This window comes from Acidimicrobiales bacterium (assembly GCA_041394265.1).
Taxonomy (GTDB): domain Bacteria; phylum Actinomycetota; class Acidimicrobiia; order Acidimicrobiales; family SZUA-35; genus JBBQUN01.
In genome coordinates this window covers 572,899-589,640 of the sequence record JAWKIO010000006.1, presented here as the reverse complement: position 1 = coordinate 589,640, position 16,742 = coordinate 572,899, and the positions used below count along the sequence as shown (strand labels likewise).

The following is a 16,742-nucleotide window of genomic DNA, read 5'->3' as shown; positions in this document are numbered from 1 at the left end:
TTCGAGACGTGAAGAAGCTGATGGACTGCCCACGGGGCAGGTGGGCCACCTCCGCTCCGGGGCCGCAGCAAGTCGGCATGTCAGCCGGCGCGCTCCGGGCCAGCTTTGCGGAGGAAGACATGGAGGTGGCTATTGAGTGGGCGAGGAACGATCTTCTCGTAGGCGAGCAACGCAGAGCCGAGCACCACCGAGTTTCCGTAGTAGGACGGCAGGCCACCATAGGTGTAGGTGAAGTCGTCGAAGTGTTCGGCAGGGAACCAGCGGCGGATGCTTCGGCGGGTGTTGAGCCGATACGCCGTCGGAAAGACATCTCGGGCTTGCCGGCCATGTTGCAGCCGCCGAAGCGCCGACACATGCGAGTCGTTCGGCACGGCCCGTGCGGCGAGTGCGACACACCCCCACTTGTTCGGTGTCCACGCGCACATCCAACCACCGGGGCGCAGGACGCGGTCGACCTCGGCTGCGAAGGTCGATGGGTCGGCGACGTGCTCCAGGACTGCCCGGGCCACGATGAGGTCGACCGAGGCGCTGGCGACGCCGCTCATCGTCATGGCGTCGTCCATGATCACGGCCCGATCAACCGTGGGGTTCGTGGCAACGACCGGATCGATGTCGACCCCGATCACCTCGCCGACGCGGCCACGGAACGACATCAGGTCCCGCACGTAGGCCGACGGTTGGCTGTCGGCCCACTCCCCGCGACCGGCACCGAGATCGACAACGACGGACTCGGGGCCGAGCAGCGCATTGACTCGAGCGTAGAACTGGAGCTGCTGGCTGTAGCGATGGAAGCCTCCGACCTCGACCTCCGGACAGATGCGGCGGGTGGCGGAGGACGGCCTCGGCCAGCCCTGCGTCGTGGTCGGTGAAGGGCCGTGTGTGGGTTGCTGGTGCATGAGCGCTCGTACTCTCCATCGGTCGGACGCGTGCAATGCAAGCGCATCATGTCGCCGCCCGAACCGCCACGGGCGAACCGACTCAGGCGAGCGACGTCCACGCTCCGCACCCCGAACGCGGAGCTGGCAACCACCCGAAGGCGGTTGCCAGCTCCTTTCAGCTCATGTTCCTTGCTCCCGAAGGATCAGGGAATGTTGATCTGTGTCTCACAGTTCGGGGCTGCGACGTCGCCGGCCACCTCGCCGGTGGTGCCGCCGTCGCAGACGTCGATACCACCGTTGCCGCCGAGGAAGTCATCGCCGTCGCCGCCGAAGACCTGATCGTCGGCTTGACCGCCATACAGCGTGTCGTTGCCGGCATCGCCGTTGATGACGTCGGCACCGCCGTTGCCACCGATCTGGTCGTTGCCTTCGCCGCCGAAGACGAACAGGTCGTTGTCTCCACCGGCAGCGATGAAGTCATCGCCGATGCCACCGTCGATGTTCAGATCGGCGCCCGAACCACCGTTGATGGTGTCGTTGCCGTCCTGACCAAGGATGATGTCGGCGTCGGAGCCGCCACCGAGGATGAGATCGTCGCCGAGCTGACCCTCGACGATGTCGTTGCCCGACCCGCCGAAGACGCTGTCGGCGCCGTCGCCACCCAGGATGGTGTCGGCACCAGCGTTGCCACTGATGGTGTCGTTTCCGGCGCCACCGTCGATCCAGTCATTGCCCGGACCGCCGATGACGAGGTCGTCGCCACCCAGCATGCAGATGGTGTCATTGCCATCGAGAGCGTCGATGGAGTCATCACCGTTGGTGCCGAGGATGACGTCGTCGCCGGTCGTGGGCGTCTGACCCAGGCTCAGGTCGACCGTGACCGGCAAGCTGTTGCACAGCAGGCCACTCGTCACGGGCACGACCTGGTCGGCGAACTCGAGTTCCTCGATGTTCTTCAACAGGTCGGTGCCGTCATTGAGCACGCTGCCCACGAGCAGACCATTGCCCCGTGCGTGCACCACTTGCACGCCATCCGGCGTGGTCGTGATGTCGTAGTCGGCCAGGGGACCCTGGAAGACGGCACGGTCGATGTCGGTACCGGGAGCTCCGGGGAGGATCTCACGGTGGATCGTGACGTTGGACAGCTCGGCCAGCGGGATGGTCCCGTTGTCGACCGCCGTGCGCAGTTGGCTCAGCGTGTCGTAGCGGGTGCCGTTGTGATCGAGCTGAACGATCAGGTAGGCGTCGCCATCGAGGATGTCGTCGTCGGCCCGGCCCTGCAAGATGTCGCTGCCACCACCGCCAAGGATGATGTTGCCGCTGGCGAAGAAGCTCACTCCGGTCGGCAGGATCTGCTCGAGGCCGGGGATGAGCGCAATGCCGTCAGCATCGAGATCGTTGCTGCCGATGTCGAGCGGGTTCGCACCGTCACCCCGGAGGATGTCGTCGTGATCCCAACCCGACAGCGCCTCGACCAGGTTGAACCGATCCCGGAGCGGGTCGATCGGCGCCGGCGTGAGCTCACCGAAGTTCAAGTCGGTATCAGCCCCGAGCGGGTCACCGTAGTGGGTGTACCAGTCGAAGCCGAGGCCACCGTCATGATCGTCGGTGCCGGTGTCATGGATGATGATGTCGGTCCCGCCTTCGGCGAGAGTGATATCGGCACCAGCGCCACCGTAAAGCACGTCGTTGCCGCCGACCGGATCATTCAGGAACGGGTTCCCGAGGTCGCCGGTCAGTGCATCGGCGTCGGCGCCTCCGTCGATCCAGTCATTCCCATAGTCGCCAACGGCGATGTCAGGACCGGAGCCTGCGAAGATGAAGTCGTCACCGTCACCGGCGAGGTGCTCGGTGCCGTCGTTACCGCCGATGAAGAAGTCATTGCCGGTACCACCCTGGAGCAGGTCGCCGACACCAGGACCACCCGAGATGTAGTCATTGCCCGGGCCTCCCTTGATGGTGTCGATACCGAAGCTGTCCGTCAGGCGGTCGTGGCCTTCGCCACCGACGAGGTTGTCGTTGCCTTGACCGCCTTCGATGACGTCATCGCCGTCGTTGCCGCGAACGGTGTCATCACCATCGCCGGACTGGATCCGATCGCCCTGCGGCGTACCGTTCCAGTTGGCGTGCTCTTCACCGGCGTACCGGATCGTGCCATTGGCGAGACGGACCAGCAGTGCTGACTCGTCGTAGCCGGTGGTCGGGTCATCGAGAATCGGGCCCGAGGTTCCGAGCGCCGCAACGTTGAAGTTGTAGGTCGGCTTCGTGAACACGACGGCCGGGAGACCCTCGGCATCGGTGTTCCGCATGACCAACTCACTGAAGGAGTTGCCTTCGAGCGCATTGAGGAGGTCCGTACCAGCAACACGACCGAGGTAGTAGAACCGGTCGCCGTTCTGGAGGTTCTCCATCTGGCGTTCGAAGACGAAGTTGAAGGTCGTGCCGAGGAAGCCACCGAAGGCCTGCTTCTTCTCGGCGAGGCCGCCGACCCAGAGGTCGACGTCTTCGAGGCCGGTGACCGGGATCCCGCCGACGTTGGCGTAGATGCCCGAGCCCAGCATGAAGTCCGACGCATCGACCGCCGTACCATCGACGATCGCCTGGGCTGCGACACGACGGGCGTCGAGGTCGGAGCCTGCAGCGGTGATGTCGGGATGCGTGCCATACGCCGCAATGAAGTTGACCAGCGACTCAGGGGTCTTCAACTCGAAGCCGAACTCGAGCCAGCTGTCGTAGGGCTTGAGCGACGGATCGTTGTTGGTCGCAGCGTAGAACTCGCGGCGAGCCTGATTGAGACGAGCCACGCCGGCATCACGGCCGCGGCCGATGTTGATGGCCGGGAGGTCGAGGGGCAGACCGAGCAACTGATTCCGCAGTGCGTCGACCACGAACTCGTCGATCTCGTTGCCCTGCTGGGCAACGCCGCCACGGAAGACCGCGCCGGCCGCCGCCGAAGCGTCGCCGTACCCTGCCAGCCACGCCGGCGGGTTCAGGAACGCATCGAACAACGCGATGTCGTCGGGTGTGCCGTCGGCCTTGTAGCGAGCCACGTCGGTGTTCAGCATGGAGTGACCGAAGCGATACACCGCATGAGCGAACTCGGCGTTGATCGCAGCGTCGATCGTCGAGTCGTACCCGAGGAAGACGTTGATGTCAGGCGAGATCGTGCGACCGAACTCCTCGAACACGAGGTGCTGGTACTCCATCTCGGTGACGAACTTCGCCGCCTGGAAGAGACGATCGCCGTTCCAGCCGCCCGCACCGGTCGCCAGCTGCCACTCGGCGAGGAACGCCGGGGTGATCGCCGGGTTGGTGAGGAGGGTGTTCTGGATGTCGGCCACCAAGCGGTTGTGCTCGGAGTGGAAGACATGGTGCACCGAGGTCAACGCGATGTTCTCGTTGGCCCGACCGTCACCGGCCATGTAGTGGGCCGCCAGCATCTCGTCGTCGTAGACCGTTGCGCCCGGGTTCGGCACGTAGGTCGCACCGGGAGCGGTATTGATGACCGCGTCGGCGTCGGCAACGACCGAACCATTGGGATTGGCCGCATGAGCGATGTCGTCGAGGAACGTGTGGCCGGTGCGCAGCGCGTTGGCCGGCACCAGCACACCCGCACCGCCGTTGGCGGCCGGATCACCCTCGAGGAGCCCACCGCCGTTCAACACCATCTGCGGCATGCCGCGGGCAGGGCCCGGAACGAACTTGCCGTAGGGATCGGTGAGGAGGAGCGGCACGTTGTGCACGTCGAGGTCGACGAGCTGGATGCCGAGATGGGCAGCAGCGTCGGCCTTCAGTTCACCCCAGGTCGCCATGCCCAGCGAGGCTCCTTCGATCAACGCACCGGTGGCCACTGGCTGCCCGGTGCCGTTGAGCACGAACTCGCGAAGGAACACGTTCTTCGACGGGTGTGAGCCGTAGGTCTGGTTCTGGTCGACGTAGGGCGTGGTCTTGTTGTTGCCGGCGTCGGACGCAGTGGTCACCGTTCGGTTGATCACCATGAAGTTCATGGGCGAACCGGGGACGTACAGCGGGTCAGACGGATCCAGCGGGATGATCACCAGCTCGGAGCTGTTCTTCTCGACGAGGTCGAGCCCGTGGTCGAAGAACTGGCCGAAGAAGGTGAGCATCGAGTTGTACGGTGCGGAGAGTCCGGCGTCGGGAGCGACGTTGAGGATCTCCAGCTCGGCACCCGTGGGCACGGCGACCGGGGGCAAACCGGCTGCGGCGACCGCAGCAGGGTTGTTGTCGGTCTGGTCAACGATGAGGTTCGAGATCTCGCGAGGCTCGGGATCGTTGATGTTGCCCGTCGGCACGTTGTACGGCGCCCGGAAGTCGGGGTTGGTGAGTCGCGGGAAGACCTGATCGGCTGCCCCGTAGAACTCCTGTCCCGCCCGGAGGTTGTTGCACTCACCAGAGATGGTTCGCAGACCGAAGGGGAACTCGAAGGCATTTCCGCCTTCGGGGATCTGGTTGGGTCCCGGTCCGATCAGGGTCGAGCAAGGTTCGAGGTCGGTCCGAGTCGCTGCGTGGTTCTCCGCGATCTTGATCTGATCGAGGATGAAGACGAGGTCGGCAGGGGTGACATTGAACCCCTGGCCGACGGGAGCCAGGGGGTTGCCCGGATCCTCGAGTCCTTCCCATGGCTGCCGGTCGGCAGCACCGACCATTGCCGGCGTCATGGAAGCAACGACGGCAGCGCTCGCAAACGATGCCATCACCCGCTTCCTCCGCCGCGTCGGGGCCGTGGGCTCCCGAAGAATCTTCCGCCAATGCATCACAATGATTCCTTCCCTCGTTGAAGTGCTCTCGATGGCACTGTGTCCGCACTCGTGCCGTCTGCACGATCGCCGATGACATGTGTAGCAAGCAAACCTTTTGCAAAACTTTTGGGAGTGGCGATTTGGTCACTCTGCGTCGTAATTCCTGGTAGATGTAGCAATATCACTCAATGCCGGCTGCCGCTCGACTCCTACTCTCGGTGGTTGACGACCTCTGTGCGGGACATGTCGTCGAAGGGAGCGGGAACGAATGCGACGACGGGTCGCCCATTTGCTGCTGGTACCGGCGCTGCTGGCATCGATGCTCATGTCATCCGCCGTTGCCCGTGCGCAGGTCGGCGTCGACGACCCCGTCGGGGCTGCTCGCTTCGAGCCGGCGTCCGACATCGCCATCGAGTACCTCATGGTCCACCGAGCCGATTTCGACCTCATCGCCGGTGACGTGGCTGACATCGTCGTGAGCGACATCGTCGCCGTCGACGATGCAGGAACCTCGGTGGTCTATCTGCAGCAACGTCTGCGTGGTGTGCCCATTCTCGGGGCGGTCGCGAACGTGGTCGTCGAAAGCGACGGCGCGGTCGTCGGAGCCGTGAGCCGCTTCCTCCCGATGCTGTCGTCCAACAAGCCGGCCCCACCGCCGGCCCTGAGTGCCGCAGATGCCGAGGCGGCGGCGCTGGCACTGCTCGGCGTTGCGCCCGAGGATCGAGACCTGGCACTTCCAGTGGGTGACGAAGACGTTCCCACACGTCTGGTGCTCCAGCCGCGCACGTCCGGCGCTCTTCGCCTCGCATGGGAGGTGACGATCATCGACCCGGTCGCCGAGCACTGGTGGCAGCTGCGCATCGACGCAGCGACGGGTGCCGAACTCGATCGCACCAATCTCGTGTCCGGCGACTCCTATCTCGTCGTTGCTCCTCCGGCCGTCGGCCCAGGGTGGGGTCCGGTCGACACGCTGACCAATCCGGCTGACCCGATCGCTTCCCCGTTCGGTTGGCACGACACCGACGGTGTGCCGGGGGCCGAGTCGACGTCCACGATCGGCAACAACGTGATCGCCTACACCGATCGTGATGCCGACAACCAACCCGACCCGGGCAGCCAACCCGACGGCGGCCCCACGCTCGACTTTGCGTTCGCGTTCGATCCGTTTGCGCCGCCTGCGTCGTCGAGCGATGCCGATGTGGTCTCGCTCTTCACGATGGCGAACCTCGCGCACGACGTGCTCTATTCGCTCGGCTTCGATGAAGCGAGCGGCAACTTCCAGACCAACAACTACGGGCGCGGGGGCCTCGGTGGCGACCCGGTACGCGCCGAGGCGCAGAACGGCGGTGCGCTCAACAACGCCAACTTCGTGACCCCGCCCGACGGGTTCCCCGCACGAATGCAGTTCTTCCTCTTCGACGCAACCGATCCGTCGCGGTCGTCATCGCTCGACAACACCATCGTGTTCCACGAATACGGGCATGGCCTCTCCAACCGACTCACCGGCGGACCGTCGAATGTGTCGTGCTTGCAGAACGACGAGCAGGCCGGTGAAGGTTGGAGCGACTACCTGGCGCTCGTGCTGACGATGGACGCCGGCGATCGCGGAACCGATGCACGGGGGATCGCAACCTACGCACTCGGCCAGCCCCCTGATGGGCCTGGCATTCGCGGCGTACCGTACAGCACCGACCTACTGGTCGACGGGCGAACCTACGCAGACCTCCCGAGCTCGGCCGCACCCTACGAGGTCGGGGCAGTGATGACCTCGACGCTGTGGGATCTCACCTGGGACCTGATCGACCGCCATGGCTTCGACGCCGACCTCGTCGGTGGGTCGGGAGGAAATCGACTGGCGCTGGCCTTGATGGTGGACGCTCTCAAGATCCAGCCGTGCAACCCTGGATTCGTCGACTTCCGCGACGCAATGCTCGTGGCTGATCAGCTCGACAACGGCGGCGACAACACCTGCCTGATCTGGACGGCGTTCGCACGGCGCGGGCTCGGCTTCGGAGCCGACCAGGGGAGTCCGCTCGACCACACCGACGGCGTCGCCGCGTTCGACCTCCCACCGGTGTGCGCGCCATTGTCCGTCGCTGTCTCGGTGCCGCCGGGTGCACCGGTGCCGGGCGGAACGTTGCCGATCACGGTCACCGTGGCGGCGAACGCCGGCCAGATCCAGACGTCGGTCACCGCGTCTTCGACCATCCCGGCCGGCACCACCGTCGTGCCCGGTTCGATCGGTTGCGACGGCGTCGTGGTCGGTGATCTCGTCACGTGGGCATTCGCCAGCATCTCGCCGGGTCAGCCGCGATCGTGCGAGTACCAGGTGGTGCTCGACGCCGGGGCGGGCACCGTGGTGCGCTACGAGAACGACTTCGAGTCTGCGATCGATGGATGGACGATCGATCACGGTCTTGGCGCCGCGGACTGGCAACTGACCGACGTCGCAGCGAACAGTGGCCTCCGCTCGTTCTACGCCGCCGACGTCGGCGTCGTGAGCGATCAGCGGCTGACGACGCCACCCGTGATCGTCGGATCGGCGACGGTGGCCAGCTTCGCCCACAGCTATTCGACCGAGGTCCCCTTCGACGGTGGTGTGATCGAACTGTCGATCGATGGAGGTGCGACGTGGACCGATGCCGGTCCCCGGTTCATCACCGGTGGCTACGACGCCGTGTTGTCCGGGGGCAGCAACCCCCTGGCCAACCGGCCTGCGTTCTCGGGCGATTCGTCAGGCTTCGTTGCCGCGGCGCTCGACCTCGGTGACCTCGCGGGCGAAGCCGTCTCCATCCGGTTTCGGTTCGGGTCCGACGGCAGCGTGGGCGCCGACGGCTGGTACGTCGACGATCTACGGGTGGCCGACGAGGTGGCCGTCGTGATCACGGCCACGGCGGCGAGTGCGGAGAGCTCGCCCGTCGAGGATCACCTGCGGATCGTGGTGGGAGCTGGTCCGGCACCGCTGCTGTGCGAAGGACACGAGGTGACGGTCGATCTTGCTCGAGGCCAACAACCAACCGATGGTGACGACGTCATTGCCGGCACACCCGGTGACGACGAGATCGACGCCGGTGCGGGGAACGACATCGTGTGCGGTGGAGCCGGTGACGACAAGATCGACGGCGGAAGCGGGTCAGATCTTCTTGCCGGGGGAGCGGGGGACGACGAGCTCGACGGTGGCCCAGGCGTGGACTTGATCTTCGGTGACGAAGGCGACGACGAACTCGACGGCAACGGCGGCGAGGACTGGCTCGACGGTGGTCCCGGTACCGACGAACTCGTCGGGTAGCTGAACTCGAGGGCCGTCGGAACGGGTGCCGAGCGTCAGTGGTCGGCTGTACCCCTCCGACCGGCGCCGTGCTGAAGCGAACGAAAATGCTCGAGGATGACCAGGCCGATGATGGGTTCGACGAAGTGGAGTCGACCACGCTCGATCATCAGCACCCCTGCGGCGACGAGCTGGTCGATCTCGTCACCGGGTTCGGAGGCATCGCTCGCCACCAGGGCGGCGAGCTCGTCGACATCCAGTGGTACATCGGAGGTTGCGACGGCCTGCAGGATCGCAACCTCGGCTGGTTCGCGAAACCGTAGATCGTGGAGGACCGACGCCCGCAGCGACGGCGAGATCGCTTCGCCGCCTGCGGCGCGCCAGCGCCACAGATCGGCGAGTGTTCCCGGCTGCCCCCCACTGAGCGCCCAAAGCTCGGGACCTTCAGGTCCCAGCGTCGCGCACTCGTCGGCCGTGAGCGGCTTCAGCTCCAGCACCGTGTCGAAGCGAAAGTTCACTGCGGGTGGGATGAAGTTCTCGGGTTGCTTCGAGCTGGTGGCGACAACCCCCAACGGAAGATAAGGATGGGCGGCGACCAGTCGACCGAGGGCTGACACGACCGGTCTCGGTGCTTGGTCGAGATCATCGAGCATGAAGACCATCGGGCCCGACTCGAGGATGATCTCGGCAAGGGTGTCGATGGCGAGTTCGTCGGCACAGAGGAAGCGGCCGTCGACATAGCGCTGGCCGAGGCCGACCGAGCCGCGTCGCTCGAGTGCGTCCAGCAGCGGAAGCGCGCACGGCAGATTGTCGTAGCGGTCCTGCGGGTAGCGCGCCCGTCCGATGAGATCGACGTTGGCGTCGTCCACCCGATCGAGGAGTTCGGTCTTGCCGCTCCCGCGACCTCCGACCAACAGGATCGACGAGGGGTGTCCGTTGCGTCCCTGCTCGAGCACCGCGTCGACCTGCGCCAGCTCGGAGGCGCGCCCGACGAACGGCATCTGGTTGTTGGCCCGTCGGCGGTCGGATCCCGGTCGATCGTCGGACAGGGCGGCGTGTACCCGGCGGGGCGTAGGGACCCAGGCTCCGATCAGCTCTTCGATGGGTTGGCCAGCGTCGATCGCCTCGATCAGCGTGACGGTGCCTGCGGTCGGAGCTTGTCCGAGTTCGGTTTCGAGTTGATGGCGGAACTTGTCGTACTGGGCTCGAGCGAGTCCCTGATGCCCGCTCGCATAGTGAGCGAGCATCAGGACCCGCAGCGACTCCTCGAGGAACGGTTCGAGGTGGAGCGCAGCCTCGGCGTGCTGTGCGGACGACACGAACGATCGGATTCGCAGTTCAGCTTCCGCGAGCTGAACGAGATTGTGAACGACGCGTAGGTGGTAGGTATCTCGCGTTTCGTCGACCCAGGTGGCCCGGACCTCGGGCATCAGCGCACCCCGAGGGAGGTTTGCTGCCTGCCGACGCGTACGCACCTCGGCGCGATCGGTGGGTTCGACCGTGGCCTGTTGGATCAACCTGTCGAATCGGTCGATGTCGATGTCGCAGCGTTCCACGTGGAGGCGATACCCATTCGCCACGTTGGCGATGAGCTCGCGACCCTGCACGCGATCGTCGGTGAGCGAGCGACGCAGGACGCTGAGGTACGTCTCGATCGTGGCTTCGACATTGCGTGGCCGTGCACCGGGCCAGAGGGCGACGCTCAGGTCGCCCTTGTGTACCACCGCGCCGCGGGCCGCAACCAGGAGCTGGAAGATCTCCCGAGGTTTGTGACCGCCGAAGTCCCGAGGGCCCAACAGGCGCGCTGACGTCTCGACTGTCAGTGGTCCGAGGACGGCGATTGCCATCACGCTGTCGGCTGGGCCGGAGCTCCGCATGTTCCCTCCTGAACGTCGGCAGCACGACCGCCGACGCACGCTGGCACCCAACCGGCAGCACACCGCTCTGGGCCTCAGCTCGAGACCACGCTACGTGAAAGTCGTCACTCGTCGCGAATCGGTCATCGGATTTGTCGAGCGGCCGGTGTCGACACGACCTGCCGGATCAGGTGCCGACGTCGGCAAACTCGCACGACGCAGCAATGGTGTTGGTTCCCCCATCGCCGTTACAGATGTCGACACCAGGGTTTCCCGCAACGAAGTCGTCACCGGCTCCGCCGTTGACGGTGTCGTCGCCGTTCCCGCCCCGCACGGCATCGTTGCCTTCGTCGCCGAAGACGATGTCGTTGCCGCCATTGCCCGAGACCGAATCGTCGCCTTCGTTGCCCCGGACGTCGAGGTCGTCACCCCCGCCTCCGTTCACCAGATCGTTGCCGAGGCCGCCGTGGATGGCGCCGTCGACATCGGAGCCGCCGCTGATCAGATCGTCGTCGTCTCCTCCGTCGATGAGGTCGTAGCCGGAGGAGCCACCGAGAATGTCATCTCCGATACCTCCGTCGATGGTGTCGGCACCGGACCCACCGTAGATCTCGTCGGCACCGTCGCTGCCGCTGAGGGTGTCGGCACCGGCGTTGCCGCTGATGAGGTCGGCCCCCGGTCCACCGGTGATCGTGTCGTCCCCGTCTTGGCCGAAGATGGTGTCGTCACCACTGCCACCATCGATCCAGTCGTTGCCGTCTCCGCCGACCACGGTGTCATCGCCGCCGCCCCCACAGATGACGTCGTCGCCACCGAGCGCCTCGATGAGGTCGGCATCAGGGGAGCCCAAGATGACGTCGTCACCCTCGGTCGGCTGCTGGCCGACGGCGAGGTCGACCGTGACCTCCAGCCCGTTGCAGCGCGGGGTCGCCGGAGGTGAGAGCACGGTGGTCGCCGTGGAAGATGCCGAGGACGCGCCCTGGGCAGACGTGGCCGTGGCGGTGGTGTCGATGCTGACGATGTCGCCGATATGTATGTCATCGATCCACCAGCCGGTCGCGCCGACCGAAGCGTCGGAGGCGAACCGGAATCGAACCTTGATCGACGCGCCGCTCAGCGAGGTCAGGTCGACGACCGTCTTCACGAATCCGGACGATGTGCCGGTGTAGGCCGGCCGCCCGGCGAGTGGATTGGCGACCACGTTGTTGAGGATTCCGTTGTAGACATTCGTCGTCATCAACGGTCCCGCATCGGTCCAGGTCGCGCCATCGTCGGTCGACAGTTCGACCACGGCGCCATCGAAGTCTTGTTCGGTCGCATACCGATGCCAGAAGGACAACTGTGTTGCGGCCTCGATCGGCACCGCATTGCCGAGCGTGAGGTACTGGTCGGTGACAACGGCTGGGTCGGCAGCGAAGGCCGAGGTCGCACCACTGCGGGCCGCGGTCGTCACCAGCGACCAGTCGATCGAGCCCTCGCCATGTGACACGATCCACGATCCGAGGTCGTCCTCGAAGTCGTCGCCGAACAAGGTCGTGGTGGACGGTGCCGGGTCGACAAGGACCGAGTAGGCGCACTCCTCGGTGACCCCAGGGTCCAGGCTGGCCAGCTCCCACGTGAGCACCCCGGCATCGACCGAGGCCGGACAGGTCAATGAGCCGGGGGAGAGGCTCGTGCCCGTCGGAATGTCATCGACGACGGAGATGTCGGTGTGAACCACTGCATCGTTGTTGGTGACCGACAGGACGAAGGGGAGGATGGCCCCCGCCGTCACCTCGCTCGGGGCCGACTTGGTGAGGATCAGTGGTCGACACGATGGCGGGAGATCGAACGACTCGGATCCGTCGGTGACGCTCGAGGTCGAGCCCTGGACTGCGCCGAATCCAAGACCTCGCTTGGCGAACGCCTTCCAGATGAGGCAACGATTCGCGCCTCCACTCACGATCAGATCCGCATCGAGGATGGCGTTTCGCCCGTCGACGAAGCCCGGACTGCACGGCGTGAGCTTGAGACCGTCGACAACGAGTTGCAGCGCACGGTTGTTGCCGCCATCGCCACCGGCGAGATCGGGGTCGAAACCGTGCTCGTCGATGAGTGACCAGGTCATCTCCCACAACATCGAGGTCCACGTCGATCCCACTCCGTGCGGGATGACGGCCGTCTTGATGTCGTCGTAGGTGCGGGGGTCGACGCCCAGATCGGTGCTGTAGGGAAACGCTCGAATACCGGGACCGGTCGTCGGCTGAGCGAGGGCGTAGGTGCCGATGCCTCTCCCGGTCGGGCCGACATCGCCCGGCGACATCGTGAACATGAGGGTGAGGTAGTCGCTCCACCCCTCACCCATCTGCTCGGCATTGTCGAGGCACGCCGTATTGGACGGCCCGCCGACGAGCCGATTGGACAAGCCGTGCCCGTACTCATGGACGATGATGCCGTTGTCCAGGTCGCCGTCGAGCATCGGTGTCGCCGTGTTCCACAGGTACATGCTCATGGCCGGCGAGACCCCGTCGGGCGGCGTGGCGAACTTGGCGTTGTTCCGCTCGCCCACGTCGGCTCCGTCTTGTGCATTGGCCAGAACCGCATCGCCTCCGATGCCACCGTTGCCGTAGTTGTTGACTTGGAAGTTCCCTGCCGCTTCATCGAATCCGTAGCGGTAGAGCACATCGTGCAGCAGGTTGTTCCAGTAGAAGAGATTGACCACGGCGGCATCTCGTGAGGCAAGCGGCTGCTGGGTCAGGTCGAGCGGGGGAGCGAACGTGAGACCGGCGCCGCCATCGGGCTGGCTTCCACCATCGGGAAGGTTGTCGCCGTTTCGATCAGCGAACGCATTGACGTTGTTGCCGATGGTGAGCGTCGATTCAGGTCCGGCAACCGCGTCGGTGTCATGCCAGCCGAAGGGAGAAGCGACCGGATCGAAAGGATCCACGACCGTGACCCTTCCGTCACCCGGTGGTGTCGGAACGGCGAAGGAGGGAGCCTCGATCGGGGGAGGGTAGACGTGGTAGCCCTCTTCGTCGACGTAGTCGATGCGCCCAACCTCGACCCCTGACATGGCATCGATCTGCACTCGCCACCAGTGCGCTGAGCTCGCCTCTCGGACCTCCACGTCCCACACCCGCACGATCGAACGCTCGACGGCGACGAACGCTGGGCGTACCACGATGGGGGCGGCAGCAACGCCGCCGTCCGTGAAGGATGTCGTGCCGGCCGAGGCGCCGTCGGTCGCGATGGGTGCAATGGGCAGCGATGGCTCGAGTGCCAGTGCAGTCAATGCAGCCGAGACCGCATCCTTCTCCTTGACGGCCGGAGCGACGAGACCGTTGCCGAGGGCCGCGTCGACCGAAACGAAGCGGTCGCCCACCGTCACGATCTCGCCCTGTCGTGTCACAACGACGTTCGACACGGCGTGGAGCACCTCGACGCCACCGATGAACTGTTGGATGATCACGTTGGTAGCGGCGCCGTTGGCCACGTCGAGCAGCGCAGTGACTCGCAGCGAGGCGAGATCCTGGCCACTCAACCCATACAGCTTGGCGTTGCTCTCGAGATGACGCAGTGCCACCGACTCGGGCTCGGGGGCGAAGTCGGTTTGCGCTCCGAGCGAGGGTGTACCGGTGGTGGCGGCAGTGAGCATCACCACGAGCCACGCCACCAGCACACGAGCTGTCCTCACGATGATCCCTCCATCTTCCGTCCGCCAAGAACCATCACGCTCAGTGATGTTGGTTGAGTTCTTACCGACCGTCAATGGGAGCGAACGGGCCGAGTCGACCTCGAGCCCTCTGTTGCTGGGTAGATCGACTCCGGCTTCTCAGCTCATTCTCCCTGTTCACGACGGTCGCGGCGGTGCGACAATGTGGACTACGACTAGTTGGCTGAGCCAGCGGGAGAGGAAGCCGATTCGATGGTCACCAGGCGTGAGAAAAGTCTGTTCGCGGTAGTGGTCCTGATGGTCGCACTGGCCTCAGGGTGCAGCGGAAGCGGCGACGATGACGCAGCGACGACGGTGACGTCTGCAGGCGAGCTCAGCGAGGATGTCACCGGGGTCGAGGGCGTCGCCGCGGGCGAGGAGCCGACGGGTGACGGGTCGTCTCGGATCACCGTCGAAGAGGCGGTGCCGTCGACCACGACGCCGCGTCCGGTGATGACGCCACCGCCAAGCCCCACCAAGGACTATTCCGACGCGGTGTTCCAGACTGCCAGTTCTCCCGGCGACGACTATTCGTCGGGTGATTTCTCCGACGCCTTGATCTTCGACTCGGACTTCACCGGCGCCGACTTCAGCGGAAGTACGTTCAAGGACGCGGTCATCCAGCGCAGCACGATGGACAACGCGAACTTCACCGACGCCAATCTCGCCGATGCACTGATCTCGAAGTCGACGTCGTTCGACGGTGCGATCTGGAAGAACACCGTGTGCCCCGATGAGTCGAACAGCGACGACAACGGCGGCACCTGCGAGGGCCACCTCTAAGACGTCGAGGACCCGCTTCGAGGAGCGAGCCGACCCTCACCGGTTCGTCGGGTGCGCAGCAACCGAAGCGGGGCCGGAAGCATCCGGTCGAGACGGCATCGATTCCGAACCATCGCGGCGGAGCTCTCGGCGGTCTGGGTGCCGGTCTCCGCCGATGCAACTGAGGTGGTCGTGGTGATGGAACCGACCTGCCCCTCGCTGCATGGTTCCGCCGCCACGTGATCGTGCCGGCGGAACGATCGGCGCATCTGCGCGACCACCTGTCCACGCACACCAGGACCGACTCCTCGGACCGGCTGTGAACGGAGACGTCGAGCCGCTCCGAGACACACCGCCCGCCCTCACCCCCAACAGGAAGCTCACCGCCGCCCTTGACAATGGTGGGGAACGCAACGGCTCCGCGATCGTCGTGGAGAGCGGTGCACGAGACCGAAGTCGACTCGTCCACCGCCCGCGACGGCCGAGGCTCGCGACGAGACCGGTCGATGACCGCTGCAGGCGTAGCTCGGGGCCTCAGGCCTCGTGCGTCAGTTGGCCTTCGATCCACTCGTAGGTGTGTCGCAAACCCTGCTCGAGCGTGATGGAGGGTTCCCATCCCAACCGGTCGAGGATCATCGTGTTGTCGGAGTTTCGACCACGCACACCCTGCGGCGCGGTGAGATCATGATTGCGAACGACTTTGATGCCGGCAATGGAGGCGACGATGTCGACGAGCCCGTTGATCGACACGAGTTCGCTCGATCCCACGTTGATCGGTTCGGCGACGTCGGAGTCCATCAGACGCCGAGTGCCTTCGACACAATCGTCGATGTACATGAATGACCGGGTCTGGAGCCCGTCGCCCCACACATCGATGACGTGATTGCCTGACAGTTTGGCGGCGGCAATCTTGCGGCAGATAGCCGCCGGCGCCTTCTCGCGTCCGCCCTGCCAGGTGCCGTGCGGACCGTAGACATTGTGATAGCGGGCGACACGGGTCTCGAGCCCATAGTCCTCGGCAAAGTGCCGACACATGCGCTCGCCGAAGAGTTTCTCCCAGCCGTAGCCATCTTCGGGCTGGGCGGGGTAAGCGTCGGACTCGCGCAGCGCAGTGACCTCAGGACTGATCTGGTGTCCCGCAGCGTAGACACACGCTGACGAGCTGTAGAACAACCTGGCGACGCCGTTGTCGCGTGACGCCAGCAAGAGGTGAGTCGTGATCAGCGAGGACAACATGCACGCGGCCTTGTTGTTCTCGATGAACCCCATCCCGCCCATGTCGGCAGCAAGGTTGTAGACCGCGTCGACCCCGTCGGTCGCCTTGTCGCATGCCTCCCGATCCATCAGATCGAGCTGCAGGTTCTCGGCCTCGGCGTGCGTTTGATGCCACTCGCCGAACGGTTTCACGTCGACGGAACGTACCTCGAGGCCATCGGCCAACAACGATTTGACCAGGCTTCCGCCGATGAACCCGCCACCGCCGGCTACGAGAATCTTCTTCATGTTCCAAACTTCTTTCTGTAACCG

The 16,742-nt window shown here is 65.2% G+C and carries 7 protein-coding genes; 2 read left to right on the top strand and 5 right to left on the bottom strand.

Translation table 11 applies throughout. The features are described 5' to 3' along the window. Positions 1-80: 80 nt before the first annotated feature. A complete protein-coding gene (locus R2733_26860) occupies positions 81-896 on the bottom strand; it encodes a class I SAM-dependent methyltransferase (protein MEZ5380146.1) in 816 nt (271 codons plus the stop codon). 185 nt (positions 897-1,081) lie between these two features. Then, positions 1,082-5,593, bottom strand: coding sequence for a peroxidase family protein (locus R2733_26855; GenBank protein ID MEZ5380145.1), 4,512 nt, complete (start codon positions 5,591-5,593; stop codon positions 1,082-1,084). 313 nt (positions 5,594-5,906) lie between these two features. Here R2733_26855 and R2733_26850 point away from each other — a divergent pair, with 313 nt between their 5' ends. Continuing rightward, complete coding sequence (locus R2733_26850) at positions 5,907-8,927, top strand: M36 family metallopeptidase (GenBank protein ID MEZ5380144.1); 3,021 nt, start codon at positions 5,907-5,909, stop codon at positions 8,925-8,927. Between the two features lie 35 nt (positions 8,928-8,962). Here R2733_26850 and R2733_26845 read toward each other — a convergent pair whose 3' ends face one another. Together R2733_26845 and R2733_26840 are read right to left on the bottom strand one after the other, a co-directional pair. Next, positions 8,963-10,783 (bottom strand): BTAD domain-containing putative transcriptional regulator, encoded by a 1,821-nt coding sequence (locus R2733_26845; protein ID MEZ5380143.1) that lies wholly within the window; start codon positions 10,781-10,783, stop codon positions 8,963-8,965. 166 nt (positions 10,784-10,949) lie between these two features. Then, positions 10,950-14,435, bottom strand: a complete 3,486-nt coding sequence (locus tag R2733_26840) for a M36 family metallopeptidase (GenBank protein ID MEZ5380142.1) — start codon at positions 14,433-14,435, stop codon at positions 10,950-10,952. Between the two features lie 276 nt (positions 14,436-14,711). Here R2733_26840 and R2733_26835 point away from each other — a divergent pair, with 276 nt between their 5' ends. After that, a complete protein-coding gene (locus R2733_26835; protein MEZ5380141.1) occupies positions 14,712-15,236 on the top strand; it encodes a pentapeptide repeat-containing protein in 525 nt (174 codons plus the stop codon). A gap of 513 nt (positions 15,237-15,749) precedes the next feature. On the opposite strand, the gene R2733_26830 is transcribed toward R2733_26835, so the two are convergent. Next, the gene (locus R2733_26830) at positions 15,750-16,718 is read right to left on the bottom strand and encodes an NAD-dependent epimerase/dehydratase family protein (GenBank protein ID MEZ5380140.1); all 969 of its coding nucleotides are present in this window, start codon (positions 16,716-16,718) and stop codon (positions 15,750-15,752) included. Between the last annotated feature and the right edge of the window lie 24 nt (positions 16,719-16,742).

Bases quoted from the DNA above. Each gene is read 5' to 3' on its own strand.
- R2733_26860 (MEZ5380146.1), bottom strand. From the start codon at position 896: ATGCACCAGCAACCCACACACGGCCCTTCACCGACCACGACGCAGGGC.
- R2733_26855 (MEZ5380145.1), bottom strand. From the start codon at position 5,593: ATGGCATCGTTTGCGAGCGCTGCCGTCGTTGCTTCCATGACGCCGGCA.
- R2733_26850 (MEZ5380144.1), top strand. From the start codon at position 5,907: ATGCGACGACGGGTCGCCCATTTGCTGCTGGTACCGGCGCTGCTGGCA.
- R2733_26845 (MEZ5380143.1), bottom strand. From the start codon at position 10,783: ATGCGGAGCTCCGGCCCAGCCGACAGCGTGATGGCAATCGCCGTCCTC.
- R2733_26835 (MEZ5380141.1), top strand. From the start codon at position 14,712: ATGGTCGCACTGGCCTCAGGGTGCAGCGGAAGCGGCGACGATGACGCA.
- R2733_26830 (MEZ5380140.1), bottom strand. From the start codon at position 16,718: ATGAAGAAGATTCTCGTAGCCGGCGGTGGCGGGTTCATCGGCGGAAGC.